General features: G+C 44.9%; 16 protein-coding genes and 1 pseudogene. 3 read left to right on the plus strand and 14 right to left on the minus strand.

What is annotated here, in order from left to right; genetic code table 11:
* Positions 1 to 14: 14 nt before the first annotated feature.
* On the plus strand, positions 15 to 935 hold the full coding sequence (locus tag F569_RS0114120; protein ID WP_026942732.1) for a hypothetical protein: 921 nt from the start codon (positions 15 to 17) through the stop codon (positions 933 to 935).
* Positions 932 to 1633 (plus strand): annotated as a pseudogene (locus F569_RS18275) (IS6 family transposase). Before F569_RS0114120 ends, F569_RS18275 begins: the two are co-directional and overlap by 4 nt.
* Positions 1634 to 1667: 34 nt before the next feature.
* Here F569_RS18275 and F569_RS0114130 read toward each other — a convergent pair.
* The 7 genes from F569_RS0114130 to F569_RS0114170 all read right to left on the minus strand — a co-directional run bounded on the left by F569_RS0114130 (position 1668) and on the right by F569_RS0114170 (position 10629).
* Complete coding sequence (locus F569_RS0114130; protein WP_026942733.1) at positions 1668 to 2729, minus strand: hypothetical protein; 1062 nt, start codon at positions 2727 to 2729, stop codon at positions 1668 to 1670.
* Entirely contained in the window at positions 2729 to 3292 is a 564-nt protein-coding gene (locus tag F569_RS0114135) for a hypothetical protein (RefSeq protein WP_026942734.1), read from the minus strand. The genes F569_RS0114130 and F569_RS0114135 overlap by 1 nt, the downstream gene beginning before the upstream one ends.
* Positions 3289 to 4878 (minus strand): RHS repeat-associated core domain-containing protein, encoded by a 1590-nt coding sequence (locus tag F569_RS0114140; protein WP_026942735.1) that lies wholly within the window; start codon positions 4876 to 4878, stop codon positions 3289 to 3291. The genes F569_RS0114135 and F569_RS0114140 overlap by 4 nt, the downstream gene beginning before the upstream one ends.
* Before the next feature lie 195 nt (positions 4879 to 5073).
* Positions 5074 to 5937 (minus strand): RHS repeat-associated core domain-containing protein, encoded by an 864-nt coding sequence (locus tag F569_RS0114150; protein WP_026942737.1) that lies wholly within the window; start codon positions 5935 to 5937, stop codon positions 5074 to 5076.
* A 455-nt stretch (positions 5938 to 6392) separates the two neighbouring features.
* Complete coding sequence (locus F569_RS0114160) at positions 6393 to 7562, minus strand: amidohydrolase (protein WP_034389080.1); 1170 nt, start codon at positions 7560 to 7562, stop codon at positions 6393 to 6395.
* A complete protein-coding gene (locus tag F569_RS0114165; RefSeq protein ID WP_026942739.1) occupies positions 7562 to 8413 on the minus strand; it encodes an alpha/beta fold hydrolase in 852 nt (283 codons plus the stop codon). Before F569_RS0114165 ends, F569_RS0114160 begins: the two co-directional genes overlap by 1 nt.
* Before the next feature lie 17 nt (positions 8414 to 8430).
* On the minus strand, positions 8431 to 10629 hold the full coding sequence (locus F569_RS0114170; RefSeq protein WP_034389082.1) for a TonB-dependent receptor: 2199 nt from the start codon (positions 10627 to 10629) through the stop codon (positions 8431 to 8433).
* Between the two features lie 166 nt (positions 10630 to 10795).
* On the opposite strand from F569_RS0114170, the gene F569_RS0114175 reads away from it, so the two are divergent.
* Positions 10796 to 11806: a helix-turn-helix domain-containing protein gene (locus F569_RS0114175; protein ID WP_026942741.1), complete on the plus strand. Its 1011-nt coding sequence runs from the start codon at positions 10796 to 10798 to the stop codon at positions 11804 to 11806.
* Between the two features lie 236 nt (positions 11807 to 12042).
* On the opposite strand, the gene F569_RS0114180 is transcribed toward F569_RS0114175, so the two are convergent.
* The 7 genes from F569_RS0114180 to F569_RS0114210 form a co-directional block, all read right to left on the minus strand.
* Positions 12043 to 12702, minus strand: coding sequence for an aspartate/glutamate racemase family protein (locus tag F569_RS0114180; protein ID WP_026942742.1), 660 nt, complete (start codon positions 12700 to 12702; stop codon positions 12043 to 12045).
* Complete coding sequence (locus tag F569_RS0114185) at positions 12702 to 13649, minus strand: L-histidine N(alpha)-methyltransferase (protein ID WP_026942743.1); 948 nt, start codon at positions 13647 to 13649, stop codon at positions 12702 to 12704. Before F569_RS0114185 ends, F569_RS0114180 begins: the two co-directional genes overlap by 1 nt.
* Entirely contained in the window at positions 13646 to 14851 is a 1206-nt protein-coding gene (egtB, locus tag F569_RS0114190; protein WP_407637024.1) for an ergothioneine biosynthesis protein EgtB, read from the minus strand. The genes F569_RS0114185 and egtB overlap by 4 nt, the downstream gene beginning before the upstream one ends.
* On the minus strand, positions 14838 to 15608 hold the full coding sequence (locus F569_RS0114195) for a nuclear transport factor 2 family protein (RefSeq protein ID WP_026942745.1): 771 nt from the start codon (positions 15606 to 15608) through the stop codon (positions 14838 to 14840). The genes egtB and F569_RS0114195 overlap by 14 nt, the downstream gene beginning before the upstream one ends.
* Before the next feature lie 118 nt (positions 15609 to 15726).
* Entirely contained in the window at positions 15727 to 17694 is a 1968-nt protein-coding gene (locus F569_RS0114200; protein ID WP_026942746.1) for a thiamine pyrophosphate-binding protein, read from the minus strand.
* Entirely contained in the window at positions 17691 to 19223 is a 1533-nt protein-coding gene (locus tag F569_RS0114205; protein ID WP_026942747.1) for a glutamate synthase-related protein, read from the minus strand. Before F569_RS0114205 ends, F569_RS0114200 begins: the two co-directional genes overlap by 4 nt.
* Before the next feature lie 144 nt (positions 19224 to 19367).
* Complete coding sequence (locus F569_RS0114210; protein ID WP_051279918.1) at positions 19368 to 19772, minus strand: DoxX family protein; 405 nt, start codon at positions 19770 to 19772, stop codon at positions 19368 to 19370.
* Positions 19773 to 19789: the final 17 nt, after the last annotated feature.

A 19789-nucleotide genomic window follows, 5' to 3' on the forward strand; every position in this document is an offset into this window, starting at 1 on the left:
CCCACAATACACGAATGAGGAATCAATACATTCGTAAAATTCTATATCAGCTAGTAAACGAACCTACTCTAATAATATTAGCAACCAGCTGGGATATTGAAGAAATTGACGACCCAAGCACGGCCACAGACCCTATTTTTCTTTCAGAGGACGACCTGTGGGATGACAATGTTGATAGCATGGAGCCAGCAGATCACATTGCTACAGAGTTAGCTTATGATTTCTTAAACGCTCTCAGCACGGAAAGTCTTCAACAGAAATGCCTTGAAATAGATGAAATTTCGGATGTCGAGTGGGAATTGGCCAGCGTTCATGAAATTCCGATTGCTCTTGATAGGAAGGACCTTAAATATTGGGGAAAAAAATTTAAATGGTCTCCGTTTGAATCTGTTATTCTTTCTATGGGGTTTTGTCCTCAGCCCGGATTAGTAAGCCGACTTAAAAACTTATACGAACATACTGCTTTTTCCCGTTCTTGGTATCCATTCTTCTTAGAGTTCTCAGACAGATACATATTGTTGGATGCAACAGGTGTGTTCGAAAAAAACCCTACTCCACTTGAACTTATAAAATGGATGAAAAAGTTGGAATTAATAATTCCCCAAAAACTTGAATCTTGTGTGGCATATTTTCAAGGATCACAAAGTGATAAAACTGCTTCATCACCAACTACCACTGCGGCACCTGTAGAACGCTCTTCGGAAACAGAGAGCATAATAAACCCTAAGAAGTTATCCAGTTTATTGACGTTAATCCATGCGATGGGTTCCAACAAACCCTATAGATATGACCAAAGTGATATGAAAAATGGCGCAATCAAACGAATTGAAACCGCTATTGTAGATTCGGGCTTAGATCTTTCAGAGCGCACAATTAAAAAGGGCTTTGTCACGTTAATGCCAGTTTTCAGATATTCCGCTAAGCACAAGCGATGAAAACCTCAATCTATTCTCGCCATCGCTTCCATCCGGACATTATTCGGCGTGCCGTCTGGATGTAATTCCGGTTTAACCTCAGCTTCCGGGACGTAGAAGAGCTGATGATCGAGCGCGGTGTCGACGTTTCGTACGAAACCATCCGCGGATGGGTTGACAAGTTCGGGACCACATATGCAAAACGGATAGAGTCTCGATCCGAACCACCCTCACCTGTCTGGCATTTGGATGAAGTCTATACCAACATAAATGGAAAGATGGTTTATCTTTGGCGAGCGGTTGATGACGAAGGAACGGTATTGGATGTCGTCATTCAGTACCGCTGCAACACCAAGGCGGCCACTCGATTGCTCCGCAAACTGCTTAGAAACCAAGGCATAAAACCAAAACGGATTGTGACTGATAGACTTGGTTCTTATGGAGCAGCCCTCAAACTCTTAGGTCTGAAAGAACTCCATGACGTAGGAGGTAGGAAGAATAATCGCGCAGAATGCTCTCATGTTCCAGTACGAAGAAGAGAACGAAAATCTCAGAAGTTTAGATCGGTCAGGAACGCTCAAAAACTGCTTTCAGCCCACAGCCAAATCTACAATCTCTTCAATCTCCGACGCCACCTTATCTCAAGAAACACACTCCGGAAATTCAGACAAAAAGCTAATTTAGAATGGAATTTCGTGACGGCATCAGCGTGCGTTTAGAAACGCAATTAAAGAGAAATAACGGCCAGTCCACTTAACGTGACAAAACCCCGGGGAACATGAGGGCTTGGGTTTGGGCGGCCATGGCTGTGATTTGGATGCCAAAGGGTGTGGTGATACCTTCATCCCAAACGATGTCTCCATCGGCATTGGTCGCAAATTTGGGCCGTCCCAGATGATCACTATGCAGGAAGGTGACATTGCTGCCCCCTGCCGGGTCATTACAGCCCGTGGCGAGCAGGGCGTCCAACTCCGCTTGTAAGGTCTCGCGCTGTGTGGTGAGCACTTCATTACGCTCTGTCAGAAAAACAATGCGCTCTTCATGCTCTGCCGTGCGAGTCATTAAGACATCATTTCGCTCTGTCAGTTCCCCTATACGGGTCTCATGCGCGGTGATGCGCGTGGCTAGCTCAGCATTGCGAAGCGTGAGTTCTTCAATCCGCACCTCATGCCCTGTGATGAGGGTGGCCAGTGCCGCATTTCTGTCCGTTAGAAAGACAATGCGCTCTTGATGGGTGATGATTAAAGCTTCGAGCTCTGCTATGCGCTCGGCGCGGGTGTCAGGGTTAAGCGCCGCGATACGGTTTTGCTTATCGACAATCAGCGCTTCCAGCTCTGTGATGCGAGCAGCATTATTCGTGATACGGGACTGCTTATCCTCTATCAGATCAACAAGCTGGGTGACACGCGCCGCATTATTATCAATGCGGCTTTGCTTATCGGTAATAAGCTCGCTAAGTTCCGTAATACGGGTCGCATTGGCCGCGATACGGCTTTGCTTATCCGCCGCCAAATCACCTAGCTCGATTATCCGCGCGGCATTATTATCAATGCGCGTGGTGCGATCGGCAATATCCGCCTCAAGCGCAGCAATCTCATCCGTGCAGTCCTCTGTGGGCGTATTATCATTGGCCGCTCCGAAAGTGGCCACAGGCGTTAAGCCAAGCCAGACATATTCACGCAAGGTTTCGCCTGTGGCGGCATCGGTCTCAGATATCAAGCGGTCTTCCCCGTCATAATGATAATGAATGGCCGCTTCGCCCGCGACGGCTTTGACAATGCGCTGCTCGGACATGTCGTAAGTATAGCAAGCCATCAGCCACGTCGGTCAATTATAATTTGGTTCTCTTTAGGACGTTGAGGAATAGTTACCATATGAATGGTACAGTTGTTTGTATACTCCTCTCCATGAATGTCGGTTCCTTGAATTATAACTGAGGATTCTTTTTCAAATATTGTGTCAACTGCTGTGGTTAAATTTCTAATATCTTTAAGAATAACTTCGGTGCTTGAACCCTTTATATCAAATATTGTTCTATAAATATCACTTAAACTGGGGGACGCTTTCTCACACGAAAACTTATTAGAGCCAATTTGCTGAATGACTATTTTATCTTGAGTTATATAAAATTTTGAAACTCCGGGCGCATCGAGATAATAACCATCTTTAAACCAAACTTTTGCCCATAAATTATCTTCAAATTGTCGTTCTATGTAGTAACTTTCAACATGATTGAGGCTATTTAGTTGATTTACTAGTTTTCGAGCGGCACGTGTATCATCCCATTCAAGATAAAACAGGACGCACAGGCCACTTATAAGAACAAGAGCAATTAATACAAAAATTGAGGCAATAAAACGGATGAAGCTTTTTTTCATTCTGTATATCCATTTCCTCTTCTAATATCAGCAGGCCCAAGTGCCCCTCGTAATTGAACCGCAATAGGAAATTTAGAAAATAGCTTTTGACAGTCAGGATTATTAGAGCCTAGAGCGACTATATAATCATAATTACTTTCTTGATAATTTGACCGCCTTAACCCTGTTTTATTACCCAACCATGGAAGAAACCCAGAATTTCGACGGCCTGATGCAGATACCCTCATAGTTCCAAAAAATTTGATTATGTTTGTTGAAGCCCCGTACTGATTAGTAGAATCAGACGGCATAAATATAAAATCAACGTCTTTACCATTCGGAGGCAACTCGTTACCGCAACCGCATTGAATTTCCTGCAGACCTGTAAAGGGGTTTTTGGTATCTCTCGCCCATCCATCAATTTGTCCACCTGGTTCTATAATTAGCTTACCTTGAGGCCATTTTCTGTCTGTCAATCCTTCTGAGTCAATATAACTCAAAGGATTCCCGCCGACATAGGCATATCTATTAAGTCCACCCGCCAATCCTATCGGGTCGCTTTGCAGATACCGTCCCAGCGTCGGGTCATATGTTCTGTGCCAGTTATGGCTTAGCGTCACGCCTGCGCCTGTGGTTTCCAGGTCTTGATATTGACCGGGGAACATCAGGGCTTGGGTTTGCGCGGCCATGGCCGTGATTTGGATGCCGAATGGCGTGGTGATGCCTTCATCCCAGACAACCTCTCCATTGGCATTGGTCGCGAATTTAGGACGTCCCAGGTGATCACTGTGGAGGAATGTGACATTGCTGCCCCCTGCCGGGTCATTACAGCCCATGGCGAGCAGGGCGTCCAACTCCGCTTGTAAGGTCTCGCGCTGTGTGGTGAGCACCTCATTACGCTCGGTTAAAAAGACACTCCGCTCTTCATGCCCAGTTATCAGGCTTGCAAGTTCTGCATTTCTATCGGTGAGTTCCGTAACACGCGTCTCATGCGCGGTTATCAGAGCCGCAAGCTCTGTATTGCGCGTGGTCAGCTCTGTTATGCGCGTTTCATGCGCGGTAATAAGCGCGGCCAATTCCCGATTTCGGGTGGTCAGAAATTCAATCCGCTCCTGATGGGTGATGATGAGGGCTTCCAGCTCTGCGATGCGCTCGGCGCGGGTTTCAGGGTTAAGCGCGGCGATATGGTTTTGTTTATCGACAATCAGCGCTTCCAATTCTGTGATACGGGCGGCATTCCTGTCGATGCGGGACTGCTTATCCGTTATCAGCGCGCCAAGCTCTGTGATACGGGCGGCATTATTGTCGATACGGTTTTGCTTATCCGCCGCCAAATCATCCAGTTCGACTATCCGCGCCGCATTATTATCAATCCGCGTGGTGCGGTCGGCTATATCCGCTTCAAGCGCGGCAATCTTATCCGTGCAGTCCTCCGGATTATTATCATTGGCAGCCCCGAAACTCGCGATGGGCGTTAAGCCAAGCCAGACATATTCCCGTATGGTCTCGCCTGTGACCGCATCGGTCTCAGATATTAAGCGGCCTTCGCCGTCATAATGATAGTGAATGGCAGCTTCGCCCGCGACGGCTTTGACGATACTCAGCAATTATTTTGTGAGTTTTGCATACAACAAAATTGTTCCTATCAAACACCCCAGCATAAACATTACTACAACGCCAGAAATTAATGAGTCCAACAAGCTGCGTTTATAAAAAAAGAGGTTTATAAAAAAAATTGCGGCAAAAGGTACAAGCAAGTATTGAATTACATTAATAATATATTTTTTTACATTCAAAATAAATCACCTATTTCGAGCTTCATTAAAAGCTGTACTACCAGTATATCCACCAATCGATACTAACGGTGGAATATTGTTACCGGCGGTATCAGCATATGGTCCGCTAAAAGGTTGCATTAAGTTTCTATTTGAGGAACTCTTAATATTGTTCAAATTTCGGAAACTGGACCTAATACCATTTCCTATTTTTTGGAAAGAACCACCAAGTATCCCACCAATTAGTGCTTGCTCTGTTATACTTTCTAGTGTGGCACATTCCTGTTGAAATTCAAAAACTGCGCCTGTTACGGCACCGCTTAAGATAGCCTTACCAAAAACACCCTTAACCAATGCGCCTGCTGGCCCACCTAATCCACCAGCAACACCGGCAGTTAAAATTGATCTGCCATCAAGGTTACTAAATGCTGGGTTCCCGTTTGCTATGTTTCCAAGCACTTGACCGGCGAAATCAACACCTGCCCCGGTAATAATTCCTCCAACAATGAGCGGTAATATTAGCCCGCTTGGGTCCACAAAGCTCACCGGATTACCCCCCACATAAGCATATCTATTCAGCCCGCCTGCAAGGCCTATCGGGTCACTCTGTAGATACCGCCCTAGCATCGGGTCATATGTTCTGTGCCAGTTATGGGAGAGGGTCACGCCTGCGCCTGTGGTTTCCAGGTCTTGATATTGACCGGGGAACATGAGGGCTTGGGTTTGGGCGGCCATGGCTGTGATTTGGATGCCGAAGGGTGTCGTGATGCCTTCGTCCCAGACAATGTCTCCATCGGCATTGGTCGCGAATTTCGGACGGCCCAGATGGTCACTGTGGAGGAAGGTGACATTACTGCCCGCTGCCGGGTCATTACAGCCCGTGGCGAGCAATGCGTCCAGCTCCGCTTGTAAGGTCTCGCGCTGTGTGGTGAGTTATTCTACCCACTGTTTATCTATCCAAGGAAATGAGAAAGTTGGGTGTGCCGCGAGTTCAATTTCAAACATACCATAAAGTCTAATCTTACAGTCGTAAGGAATTATTTTATATAGACTTTACACATTATATCGATCTGGAAGAGTCATCTTTTTCTTGATATTGAGATCGTGTAAGTCATTGATAGGACTCATAGTCTTTTTGAGAAAAAATGCATCTTCCTCAAAGATACCTTATACACCTCTTCGCTATGCCCATGTCGATAAACGGAGGCTGAAGACATATTCGCGGGAAATCGTCAAACCAAAATAGGACTCGCTTGCAAAGGCCTATGGTTTTGATTGGTCGGCCCCCGCTCTTTCATCGGTAAAAAGCTCATGCGCACTGTGGACGCGCAGATAATCCTTAAAAATCATGGGTGCTTCGAGGACATAGCTAGCTCTATAATTCTGACGAATGCCGCGATGCCATATTTTGATGCTTCGTCATTAAAGTTATAAGTAGGTGTGTGAATAGGGCTTGAGTCTTCACCATTTCCGAGCAGAAAGTAACACCCTGGAAGTTTCTCTAAAAAGAAGGCGAAGTCTTCAGACCCCATAATTGGGTCGAAGTCTATATCCACATTGTCCTCACCAGCGACATCAATTAGCGCCTCAATAACAATATCTGTATTTTGCGGAGTATTTATCAGCGCGGGATAGCCATCTTGATAATCACACACGATCTTTACATCATGAGCAGCGGCAAAGCCCGCACATGTTTTAATAACACTCTGTTTTAGAGTCTGCCGTGTATCAGGAGATAAGCTTCGACAAGATCCCATGATTTTCACGAACTCCGGAATGACATTATAGGTGCCCATGGCTTCGAAATGCCCAACACTTAAAACAGCAGGTTCGGTTGCTGCAATATTTCGCGACACAATCATGTTTAAAGCCATGACAAGCTGACTAGCAATAAGAATGGAGTCTTGGGCGAGTTCAGGGAACGCACCGTGACCACCTTGCCCTGTGATCGAAATATCGAATTTATCGAATGAAGCCAGCATAGCGCCCGGGCGAACTTTCATCTGCCCCACAGGTAGACCTGGCATATTATGCAAGGCGTAAATGGCATCGATTTCATAATCTTCCAATAAACCCGCTTCGATCATTGCGCGCGCGCCCGCTTCATTTTCCTCGGCGGGTTGGAATATTATATGCAATGTCCCTTTTAGATCTGTCCGTCCCGCCAAAGATTTAGCTACGCCCAACATGATCGCTGTATGGCCGTCATGGCCGCAAGCATGCATGCAACCTGATGTTTTTGACGCGTAGGCCACGTCATTTTGCTCTTCTATCGGAAGGGCATCCATATCTGCCCGCAAGGCGATACTCGGACCTTTTCCGAAGATAATCGTACCCACGACGCCTGTCTTAGCAATATTGGTTTTAACCTTATAGCCAGATTTCTTAAGCTCTGTGATAACAAGTGTAGAAGTTTCTATTTCTTCAAACGCCATTTCGGGATGCGCGTGAATGGCCTGCCTCCACCCCATGACTTCATGTTCGAGAGCTCTATCAATCAACGCGGTCTTTCCCATTAAACTGACCGTCCGGAAAACACATTATTTGCAAACTCAGACAAGATTTCGTTGAATTTTTCAGGGACCTCGATGAAAGGCGCATGCCCAACCCCCTCCATAACGATGACTTTTTCTTGCCATAAATTGCCCCACCTTACATTCTGTATAAAGGCTTGCGAAGCGAAAGCATCTTGGTCGCCATGAATGACGCAAAAAGGTTTCTGCCAGCCTGCGACAACGGTCTTCTGGTGGCATCCTTGCTCTCCACTAGACCAATGCGCGCCCACATGTGCTCCCATAGCGGGATCTGTACGTGCAGCGAGGTCTAGATAAGTGTCTGGTAGCGGCGTCAAAGAGCCATAAAGACCGCTGACATATGTCTTCACATCTTCCTCTGAACGATCCTCTTTCAACGTCACAGCCATTGCAGCACTAGGTATGAAAGCCGACTCAAAATCATCCAAACCCGGTCCTATGGGCGGCGTACCAAAAATCATAGCCCCTGACAGATCAAAGCCCCGACCGGCCATTTCTATAGCAATGTGCCCCCCAAGCGACCACCCAACGATTAGAGGGGACGTAATCCCCAAGGCATCCTGTACTTTCTTAACAAGAAGGGCGAAAGCGGGAAAATTATAATCAACTTCAGGATCATGTGAGTTTGAAGACTCTCCGTGGCCCGGCAAGTCAATCGAAAGAACGCTATAACCTTTTTCGCTAAAAAACTTTAACTGTCCTTCGAAAACATCCTTAGCAGCAGAGTTTCCATGGATAAATATAATCGTGTTTTTACTGCGTGTGATATAGTTGAATGCGACATTTAACGTTCCGATTTCTATCGACCCATTTTCAGTGATTAACCCTGACATATTACTGGTTCCAAAGACTAAAAATCATAACGTAATGTTGCACCGTAAGTCCGCGGCGCTCCAAATGATTGTGTTGTATTTACGGTAATAGCGGATCGGTCATCTGCAAAATTGACATAGGTTTCATCCGTCAAGTTTTTCGCCCACGCAATAAGGGACCATTGATCCGTTTGGAGACCGGCACGCAAGTTTACGAGCGTTCTATCATCACCACTCAATCGTCTTTCATTCTGAGGTTCGAAAAAGACTTCACTTCTGTGATTGACGTCAACGCGCGCAGTTAATGACCCAAAACTTACAGGATATGTAAATTGGCCGCCTACTGCTGTCGTTAATTCTGGTGCGAGGTTCAGTCTATTGCCCGCACAATTAGATACCGGCGCTACAGTTATACCGCCGCCAACAGGGCAGTTTTCAAATGCGTCATACGTTGCGTCGAGATACCCAAGGCTTGCATTTACATCAAAATAATCATTTAAACTCGTAACAAGTTCGGCTTCAAAGCCGGAAATAGTCGCCTCCGCAGCATTGGTTAAGGAAACGCCACCGCCCACGATTTGTGAAAGCTGTAAATCTTTATAATCAGTGGTAAATGCTGCAAGGTTCAAGCGGGCGCGGCCATCTGCAAACGTGCTCTTTAAGCCGACTTCATAAGCTGTTGCAAATTCAGGATCGACTTCTAAGTTTGATACACCCGCTGTCACAAAATCTGTGTTAAATCCAGCGCTTTTAAACCCTTCTGCATATCTTACGTAGAATGTGTTATCTGGATTTACATCATATGAAAGAGAGACTGTGGGTGCGAAGTCGCTATCCGTTCGCTTAATCGCAAAATCAGTATTGCCAAATAAACCTGTAAAATCTTGCTGAACATGCGTTGCATCTTTAGTTTCGGAAACCCAACGGCCTCCGACCTCAAGATTTAAATTTTCCGCAATCGCATAATTCGTATTAAAAAAGATCGCTATACTCTCGGAGTCAACAGAACTCGTCAGAAGAATTGGAACTGGGTTTGGTACAACGGTCGCAAAAGCAATCTCAAACAAATCTCTCCCGCCAGCAAAATCACCGATCCCGCTTGCGTCTTGATTGTAATAATAAGCGCCTACGACATAATCAAGCTTGTCACCCAAGTCACCGCTATAACGGATTTCGGCAGACAGGGCTTCTGTGTCTTGGCTAAAACGATCCGGAAAGATTTCCAAAGATGTCTTGTCATCGTCCAGTGAGGCTTGAAACTCGGAGCTTCTATAACCCAGAACGATGTCAAGGTCACCGTCGCCAACAGCCACATTACCTGTGAGAGACGCCCCCCAAATGTCGCGCTCCAGTGAGTTTTCAAACTCATTATTTGTGGTGAATGGCGTCGTCAAAGAGGCTTGATCTTCTGCGGTCCCAAATGGTGCAAGGCCGAACTGACTAACCTCAAAAAATGAAGGGTTGCTGTCATCTTTTAGGTAATCTGCGGAAAGTATAAACTCTGAACTGTCTGATGCTGCAAATTTTATTTTCCCGCGTAATGTTGTCAAGTTTGCATCGTCAAGATCTTTTCCGTCAGTCAAATGTTTTACGAAGCCGTCTCTTGATGTGTAACCACCTGAAAGTGATGCGCTTACAGTATCAGAAATTGGCCCGCTAATATGTCCCCTTAGACGTGCATGATTATAGTCCCCATACTGCGCCTCAACAACGCCAGTCAGCGTTTCGCTAGGGTCTCTTGTAATAATATTGATGGCGCCAGCGATCGTATTTTTCCCGAACAGAGCGCCTTGCGGCCCCCTAAGTACTTCGACACGCTCAATATCGATTAAGTCCTGATTGAAATTTTCCGGACGTCCCATATAGACCCCGTCCACATAAAACCCGACACCGGTTTCAAGCCCCACGAAACGCACAAGCGTGGAGATACCCCGAATACTAATAAGTCCTTGAATAGAACCACCAATACCGCCTGATTGCCCTGCATTTGGAATAACATTCAAAACCTCATCAAATGAATCAATGCCAGCGCGCTCAAGCTGCGCTCCTGTTACAGCACTAACAGCTAAAGGAGCCTGCTGAATCGTTTCTTCTTTTTTACGCGCTGTTACGATGATTTCATCAGTAATACGGCCTGCTTGCGCCTCTGAACTTTGAGCTTGCGCGAAAGAAGGAGACATTGATAGCGATATGACAGACGTCGCCATCAACCATTTCAACTTTGTTATTTTTAGCATAATATTTTCCCTTCAGTCTGTTCCCTACCAGTCGGAAAATCACTCAGTTTCTTGATAAATGTCTTATGCCTACTTCAGATTTCATTATGCGAAACGCATTATTTTATAATCGAATTATCAACTCAATACTTGATAGCGATCACAAATATATGGTCATATAAACTTCATGAACACACACCGAAAAATAGTCTTTAATTGGGAAAACTTCGACTCAATAGCTCCAAAACTCCTAAGTCCGAAAGCCACTAAAAGTCTGGAAGTCCAAAGCGATTTTGGGAAAATTAGTCAAGTTGAAAGCGATGACGAAACATGTTCTGGAAGAATTGAGTTCTTAAACTTAAATCGTGATTTGAAGATTATCATTGTTGATAGCGTATGGTTTCAGGATCACAAATTTCATATCTGTGATGGAACATACGTTCGGTTTAACTTCAGCCTCTCGATAGATATTGAGATGCAATTATCAAAAGACAAATCCGTGAAAGTTGTGACTCCATCTTGGCGTATCATTAACAATAAACCAGATGCTGAAGTCATCGAACGTATCCCAAAAAATAAGCGTTCAGCTTGGGTCACCATTTGCTGTAAAAAAGAGCTCATAGAGCAAATATCCGGCGATGCGTATGATAACTTACCGAACCTTTTACAGGACGCATTCGAGTTATCCGATACGATTAGCTTTCATGAATATTATGATTTCACGTCAAGATTAAATGCTATCACAGCAGATATTTTGAAGACCCAGCTAAAAGGCGTGATGCGCATGGTTTACATCGAGTCGAGATGTCTTGAACTTATTTGCCATGCTTTAGACTTTTTGATTTATTCTCCTACGAACTTACCAAGCGTAAAACTTTCTAGTAAAGACTCTTCAGCACTCGCAGAAGCGCATAATATTCTTCTCTCAGAATATGCACCAGCACCAAGTATTACAGAGCTAAGCCGGAGGTTAGGGATAAATAGAAATAAACTATTTTATGGATTCAAAATTAAATATGGAAAATCCGTTTCTGATTTCATTCAAGAACAGAGGTTAGAAGAAGCCAAACGTCTTCTTCAACAAACAGATATGTCTATTACTAATATAGCCGCCAAAGTAGGATTTGGGCACCAAAGTAATTTTTCTACGGCCATTAAAAGGCATTTCGGATTAACGCCTAAACAATTTAGAAATTAAAATTAAGGGTAAAAATGGTGTTATATCCTTATATCTAAGCCGTCACATATAGCCCAATTCAGACACATCCATAATCTCGCATACTGCACTCAATCATGATTGACTTGCATGATCATCCAATAAGTGGGCCACGCCAGACCTTGGATAGACGCAAAGTCGTATCTGACGCCATGCGCATTTCACGTTTTACAAAGCGTTTAGAAAAATCGGATAAATCATAGCGCTTTATCAGAACTCTAGGCCTTCGCTTTTCTGAATGCTGCACTAATTTGAATGCGGGCCATATCGTAAATCGCTTTATTGCGAGAGTCCAAAGGAATTGAAAGTTCTGTACAAGCTACGACAACTGGGTGTTTAAGACTGTGCGTTTTGATATAGTTTTTATAAAACTGAATGTCATCGTTTGTTTCGCGGCCCGTATATATCTTTTGTCGAAGATTATCAATTTTATCTTGGTCTGCCAAGCTTGGAACTTGCACATGAATTCCTGAAAAATGCATTAAGGTCGAAATATAAGGGGCCTGCATGCTGTACTTTGATCCCAGTAAAAATATATCTGAGTGTTTTGATGCCTGCAGTTCTCGTATTGTCTCTCTTACAGGGTGAATTAAGTTTGGGATCGCTAACTGATCCAATGTTTCATGTAATGTAATATTTGGGACAACTATGATCTCAGAGTTTATTGTTTCAAAATATGGCCTGAGAACCGGTTTCAGTGAGTCAAATTTATTTGGCAGAAAATTATTTACCTCGCTAAAATCCACATCAATTAAGTTTAATTCGGGCTCTGTATTTTCTGTGTTCTCGATTTCAAAAAGTTCTTTAAAACACTTAATATAAAAAGACGTTGTGCGCGTCCCTAAGCGTAAAAAATCGATAGTTTTGCATGAAGACATTAATGGAGTTCCAAAATGTAATCCGCAAAATAAGAATTTTTGTCCTTAAGGACTCCTTTAATAGTAAAACCCGTTCCACTTAGAATATTACCTATGATCACTTGATCATATTTACGTGAAATCTCAGTTTGTATTTTCTCATCTTTTGCAAATATGAATGTTTTTTTTAGCGCTCCAATATAAACATCTTGATCTTTCTCGCTCTTCAAGTAGCTTTTTGCAATTCCGATCTCCTCATCATACTCAGCTATATGTGAAAATTGATCTAACTTGAAGTTTGCGTTCAGCTCTCTATTGATGCGATGCAGTAAGTTTAGGTTGAATAGAGAGGTAATGCCTTGAGAGTCGCTATAGGCTGGTAAGACCACATTTGAAGGTTTAATGAGGTCTACGCCAAGTATAAGCTTATCCCCCTCATTTAAATTTTTGCCAAGGGCATAAATAAATTCACGGGCGGCCTCATCAGGCATATTGCCCAAATTTGAACCCAAATATAAAACAATCTTTTGTTTACCCGCCTTATTTAAATATTGCAGCGTTTGGAAATAATCTCTGTTCTGGGATTTTATTCTAAGGTCTGGTAATTCTAAGCTCAAAACACGCTCAAGATGCGCCAAAACATTTGCTGAAATATCTACAGGAACATAATCAAAATCGAACCTTTCACCCAACAATTCTGCAAGAAGCATTTTCGTTTTGCTGCCATCTCCCGCGCCAAGTTCGATAACATCAAAAGGCACCCCTTTTTGAACACCTAAAAGATTAACAATATCACCTGTCTGAGATGTAAATATATCCATTTCAGCCCTCGTCAGATAATACTCAGGCAAATCCATAATTTGCATAAACAGCTGATCACCTTTCTTGTCATAGAAATACTTTGACGACAGAAATTTTGGGGATGACCCTAAACCTGCTGCAACATCTGCTAAGAATTGTTTATTCATATATATCTCGAAAGGCGAATACCCGAATATTGCCACTGAGAATGCGGGTGAAAAAAGTTACGGTAGGTTACCCGGCTATGATCCGGTGCCGTGGCATTTGACGCGCCGCGTAATACCATCTGATTTACCATGAATTTGCCGTTATATTCCCCGAGTGCACCGTCAGCGATTTTAAAGCCCGGATAAGGCGCATAAGCAGACGATGTCCATTCCCAGCGTGCACCCCAATTTAAATCGTTTGCAGCTACTTCCCATTCAAATTCAGTCGGAAGGCGGTATCCTTTCCACCGCGCAAAAGCTTCGGCCTCATAATAGGATATATGTGCGACAGATACGTTTAAATCGAGCGGCTTTAATCCCGCCAAAGTATAATGATGCCAGCGACCCTCTTTTAATTGCCAGTAAAGTGGATGCTGAATGCTCTCTGACTGAACCCAGGCCCAGCCCTCATCTAACCAGTAAGAAAAATCCTTATAGCCGCCAGCTTGCATAAAAGCGAGATATTCACTATTCGTGACCAGAGATTTTGAAATTTTGAAATCCTGCAGATACACTTTGTGTCTACCCATTTCATTGTCAAAGCAAAATCTGTCTTCAGACTGCGCCGCATCAAAACCAATGTCATAAAGACCCTCTGAAACAGACACCCATTCAGTTTCCGCATCTCCGCTTGTGTCACTTAGATAATCGCAGCTTTCATCATAAATGGGCCATGTCGGATTTAAGCCGAAAACATATTTCAAATCCGTGATTAAAAGTTCTTGATGTTGCTGTTCATGGTTCAGCCCGATTGTCACAATATCAGCCAGCTCTTGCGTCAGCTCCGCCCTCAAAAGCTCTCTCATAAACTTATCAACATGTTCTCGGTAAGCGTAAACTTGTGCCACTGTTGGACGTGTAATGACGCCCCGCATAGTGCGTTCAAACGGACGTGCGACGCTCTGATAATAGCTGTTAAAAAGCAGGGTGAAATCAGGGTCAAACGCAGGGTAATTAACCAGATGCGTTTTTAGGACCATGTCCTCAAAGAACCAAGCCGTATGCGCCAAATGCCATTTGGGCGGACTGGCAAATGATACAGCTTGAGGAACGTAATCCTCTATGTGCAAAGGCGCACAGAGTCTTTCTGTCGTCGCGCGGACTTTATTATATTGTTCTAGAAATGTGATCGTAATTAACCTGAAATTCTTAAAATTTACCAGTGTTAGCCCATTCTTCTCTTGGCGGAATAGGTTCCATATTGTCCCAATGCTCGATTATTCTTCCGTCTTTGAGACGGAATATATCAAATAGAGCATACGCCACACCGTTCATTAAGGCCTGAGAATAAGATACAACATGATCGCCTTGGCCAATAACTTTGAAGACAAAGTCATAGGTAAAATCTTGGGTCTCTAGAAAGTCACGCACGGCATCAATTCCATCCCCTACATTTGGATTATGCTGAATATATGTTTCTGTGGAAATGTAATCTTCTAGCTTGTCATAATTTTTGTTTTGAAAGACATCTACAAGAAATTGTCGCACCAAAGCTTTATTGTCTTCGGTCTTATCTAAATCTTTTAGCTCGAAATCACCCAGAATGACATCATGACCTGAAACCGTATCTTCGGGTTCAACATAGGCTGCAATAACGTCCCAATGCTCAACAATTTTCTCATCTTTATCCGTATCAAACAAATCGGTCGTAACCCATTTTGCTGAGCCATTGTCAATATCCTGATGAGCCGTGACGAACACATAAGGGCCATCCTCAATTGCGCGAATAATCTGAATGTCGCGTTTGCTCGTACGCTTAAGGAACCCCTCGAAAAATTCAATAAAGCCGTCAGCGCCGTCGCGCACGCCGGTACTGTGCTGTGTATATCTATCGCCCGTATAATCGTGGACGCGCTGGATCTCTCCATCCCTGATACCCTTTAAATAGAGGTTTTTAGCATTCTCAAGCTTCTTACTCATTTTAATTCTCTCCTCAGATCATCTCTAGTATTACAGTAGTTTGTTCAAAAAATAGAAAGCGCGTTCTTTTTACTGATCCCGTGTGGTCGCTCATCTTAGAGTCCAGCTCTTAGGGTTCTTAAATCAACTCTGCGTCGGTCATAATCTCAACCAAGGCTGGCCCCTTAACCGCAAGCGCCCGGGCAATGGCCGCCTCAACTTCGAACCCTTTACTGACCCTTTCCCCATGGGCGCCGCAAATCTGAGCAAATTTGGCAAAGGACGGATTGACTAAATCAGTTTCCCAGACGGGCCATTCTCCAGACCGTTGCTCTTTAGAAATTTTACCTAGCTCTTCATTATGAAGCAGCACATGGGTTATATCCATTCCATATTTAACAGCTGTAGTCATTTCCATCGCATATTGACCAAAGCCCCCATCACCTGAGACAGATATCACTTTTCGGCCACGTAAATGTTCAAAATCCTTAGTAGCGGCCCACGCTCCCATCGCTGCTGGCAAACCAAACCCTATTGATCCCAAATATCCAGACATCATCACATGCTGCCCCTTGGTTTCAAAGTAGCGGCCAAAAGAATAGGTATTATTTCCGACATCTACCGCGAATAGTGCGTCTGCAGGGGCCACACGAGACAACGCTTCAAATATAGCCACCGAATGCGCACCTTTAGTGCCTTCTTCGGCAAGGCGCGCCTTTTTCTCAGCGCGCCACATTTTCCAACGTTCCGCCAGTTCTTTGATTTGATCTGGAGCCTTCGCATTACGCTTAATTTGCGGAGCAATCGCCTGACAAAAAGCCCCAATTTCACCCCAAATGGGAAGGGTTACGGGGTTAAATTTTCCAAGTTGCATCCGCTCATAATCCACTTGGATCGTTGGATTACCAGGGCTAATGCCTGTGTGATTAGAAAATGACGCGCCCAGTACGAGCTGTAAATCACACTCATTCATGAACCAACTTGCTATTGGGGTTCCAGAACGTCCCAAAACCCCGCCTGCATTAGGATGGTTATCCGCAATTAGACCTTTACCTTTAAAGGTTGTTACAACAGCCGCGCCAATTATTTCGGCTAAATCAATAATTTGGTCACGCGCTTCCCATGCTCCGTGGCCGATAATGATAAGTGGACGCTTGGCCTTATTTATAAGCCTTACTGCCTCGGCAACATCTTCATCATGTGGCTTAACTATAGGCCTAGAAACTCGGCCCTTAGGACCAGTAGCGGCTGAGTTGCTAGGCAATGTCTGTATGTCATCTGGGAAAATCAGGTGTGCGACATCTCGCTCGATAAGTGCTGTCTTACACGCCAGTGAGGTCAGTTCAGCTGGTCTTGAAGTTGATAAAAGCGTTTGGGAAAATCGCGATACAGCTTGAAAAGCAGAAGATAAGTCTATGTCCTGAAATGCACCTGGTGCCATCACCTGAGTTTGCACTTGCCCCGTCAGTGCCAATACGGGTGAGCGATCCACTTTTGCATCCCACATGCCTGTTAAAAGATTTGTAGCGCCCGGACCTGCGATCGTCAGGCATGCTGCAGGCTTACCCGTGAGCTTACCATATGCAGATGCAGCAAAGGCTGCGGCTCCTTCATGGCGAATGCCAACATAGCTCATCTCACCATCTATCACTCGTCGCCTCAGTGCATCGGCTAATCCCAAATTCGAATGCCCGACCATACCGAAGACACGTTTCACGCCCCAATTGACCAATGTTTCGGCGACCACATCGGTCATAGTGCGGATATGTTTTACCTCAGGCTCAAGCCCGATAAATACTTCACCATCGCGTATCTCTACGGGATAAAGAGTCTGGCCTTCATCATCATGACCACCCGGCGATTTTCCTGTCAGCGGGTCAAAGTCCCAGCCATGCCAAGGACAGCGAAGCCAGCATTTATTGTCTTCACCTTTTTCAATCGTGCCTTCGCCCAAAGGACCACCTTGATGGGGGCAATGATTATCCATCGCCGCCCATTGCCCGTCAAAATGCGACAGGCAAATAAAGTGATCATCTGCGGAAACAGTTTTGACGCGACCCTCGGGTAGGTCTGCAGGTCCAACACTAACCCAGTTTAAATCACTCATGCGACGCCGCCAAATTGCACGCCCGACAGCTCCGCCATCGACTTCTGCCATGTGGTCAGGTTTGTTGTCTCGAATTTAGATAAATGATCATGACCACATGCGCGTGCCAAGACTTGCATAAGCTCAATAGTCGCCCCGAAATAACGGGAAAGGTTTTCAGCACCGTTCTGAATATCTAACAACTTGCGGAGTTCAGGTTTTTGCGTCGCAACACCCACTGGGCAATTATTTGAATTACACATTCTGGCCGCGATACACCCTACCGCTTGCATCGCTGAATTTGAGACTGCGACAGCATCAGCTCCCAAAGCCATCGCTTTAACAAAATCCTCGGCCACACGCAGTCCCCCCGTAATAACAAGGGTCACCTCACGTCCAGTTTTGGCGTCTAAATGTTTGCGAGCACGTGCCAAAGCCGGGATTGTGGGTACGGAAATATTATTACGAAAAATAAGTGGCGCTGCACCTGTACCGCCTCCACGCCCGTCCAATATGATATAATCCGCACTGGCCTCTAGGGCGAAGTCGATATCGGCCTCTATGTGATTAGCAGAAAGCTTAAACCCGATCGGAATCCCGCCAGATCTTTCTCGGACCTCATCAGCTAATTTTTTAAAGTCCGCGGGTGTATGAAGGTCAGGAAATGTCGAAGGGGAGATCGCATCTTCTCCCACTTTTAAATCACGCACCTCAGCGATTTTTTCATCCACTTTATTCCCAGGCAAATGTCCTCCAGTGCCTGTCTTGGCGCCTTGCCCGCCCTTGAAATGAAAAGCTTGAACATTTTCTACTTTTGCAATGTTCCAGCCAAATTTCGCGGATGCAAGCTCGTAAAAATAGCGGGAATTCTCAGCTTGCTCTTCGGTTAGCATTCCGCCTTCACCGGAACAAATACCAGTCCCCGCTAATTCTGCGCCGCGTGATAAGGCTATTTTAGCTTCCTGCGAGAGAGCTCCAAAACTCATATCTGAAACGAAGAGCGGGATATCAAGCTGTAATGGCTTTTGCGCGCGCGGTCCAATAATGACGGAAGTTCCAACTTTCACATCATCCAACAAAGGCTGACGCGCCATCTGCGCCGCAAGAATTTGTATATCATGCCAATGCGGTAAATCTTTACGTGGGACACCCATCGCCCCCATCTCTCCATGATGACCAAGTTTACTTAGGCCCTCCCGCGCCAATTTATGAATATATGCTACTGTGGGTTCTTCTGGAGTGGGTTTGGCTTTGGGACTTTCAGATGTCGGCTCTGGGGCCTCATCTCCTACCTCTTTATTTTTTAATTGCGCATGCGTGCCATCGCAAAAGGGTTGATTAGCTGTCGCTTTACACCGACAGAGCGCTGCCTTTTCGGACTTCTCTGCTGTAAACTTAACGGGTTCCAAACCCGTCCCAGCATGGGAGCCGTCACAAAAAGGCTGATTCTTTGACCGCCCACAGGCGCACCAAAAATACTCTTTCCCTTGCTCCAATTCGGTCATGGCGGGTGATTTTGCTGCGATAAAGGGTCTGTTATTTTGCGACATTATGAGCCTCCTGCGAGTGCATTTATAGTTTAATAATGATCAGGCTTACGAACCATACAGACACCCTGCCGTAAGAAAGACCTTTTATGAGACCATTTCAAACGGCATAGAATATATAAGGCGTTAGGTGTGAAAGGCTCCACTCTAAACCTTGTCTTTTGATTTCAACGCTGAGTCAAAGCTCCATATGCCTGGTCCCTGCGTTGCGATGACAAGGAAGATAAAGCAATACAGGGCAATCACCTCTCCCCCATTATCGATTGGAAAAAAGCTATTAAAGCCATGCGCCAACCAATATCCTACAGCGCACATTCCGCTGCTGATAAATGCGGTAGGCCTTGTAAATAAGCCGATAACAATGAGAAATCCACCAACCAGTTCTATACCGCCCGCCGCTATTGACATTGGGTTAAGCCCAAAAGTAAATTCTGAAGGAAATCCCAAAAGCTTTTGTGTGCCGTGAGACATAAATAACAGACCTGTTATGATACGAAATATAGCATAGACAGGCCCACTCAAGCCCGAAAGAAATGTTTGAAAAGCCGACACAATATACTCCTTGTTTT

The organism is Hellea balneolensis DSM 19091, assembly GCF_000428525.1.
In the GTDB taxonomy this organism is placed as follows: domain Bacteria; phylum Pseudomonadota; class Alphaproteobacteria; order Caulobacterales; family Maricaulaceae; genus Hellea; species Hellea balneolensis.